Origin of the sequence: Georgenia satyanarayanai (genome assembly GCF_023715365.1) — a bacterium.
GTDB classification, from domain to species: domain Bacteria; phylum Actinomycetota; class Actinomycetes; order Actinomycetales; family Actinomycetaceae; genus Oceanitalea; species Oceanitalea satyanarayanai_B.
In genome coordinates this window covers 1-390 of record NZ_JAMBNZ010000168.1, presented here as the reverse complement: position 1 = coordinate 390, position 390 = coordinate 1, and the positions used below count along the sequence as shown (strand labels likewise).

Annotated in this window: 1 protein-coding gene; it reads left to right on the top strand. The window is 71.0% G+C overall.

The features are described from left to right. A partial coding sequence (locus tag M3148_RS17525) for a DUF222 domain-containing protein (RefSeq protein WP_251305987.1) occupies positions 1 to 390 on the top strand: 390 nt, incomplete at both ends.

The window sequence follows — 390 nt, the reverse complement described above, 5'->3', positions numbered from 1 at the left end:
ACCTCGTGGAGATGGCCGCCGGCTACCAGCGCATCGCCGCGTGGGCCACCGCCAAGCTCACCCGGGTGGCCGGTGAGCTCTCCCGGCGCCCGCTGATGAACGGCAGCGGCGCCCTGCCCTCGCACGTCAGGGGCGGGAACATGGCCGCCGACGAGCTCGCTCCGCGCCTGGGGTTGAGCCGCTTCGCCGCGCAGCGGATCGTGAGCAACGCCCGCGCCTTCGAGAACGTCTTCGCCCTCACCGGTCAGGCGCTGGCCACCGGACACATCGACGCCCGCAAGGCCACGACGATCGTCTCGATGCTGGAGGACTACCCGGTCGAGATCGCCGTCCTGGTCCAGGACTCGGTTATCGACGACGCCGGCACCCAGACCCACAGCCAGCTCATCG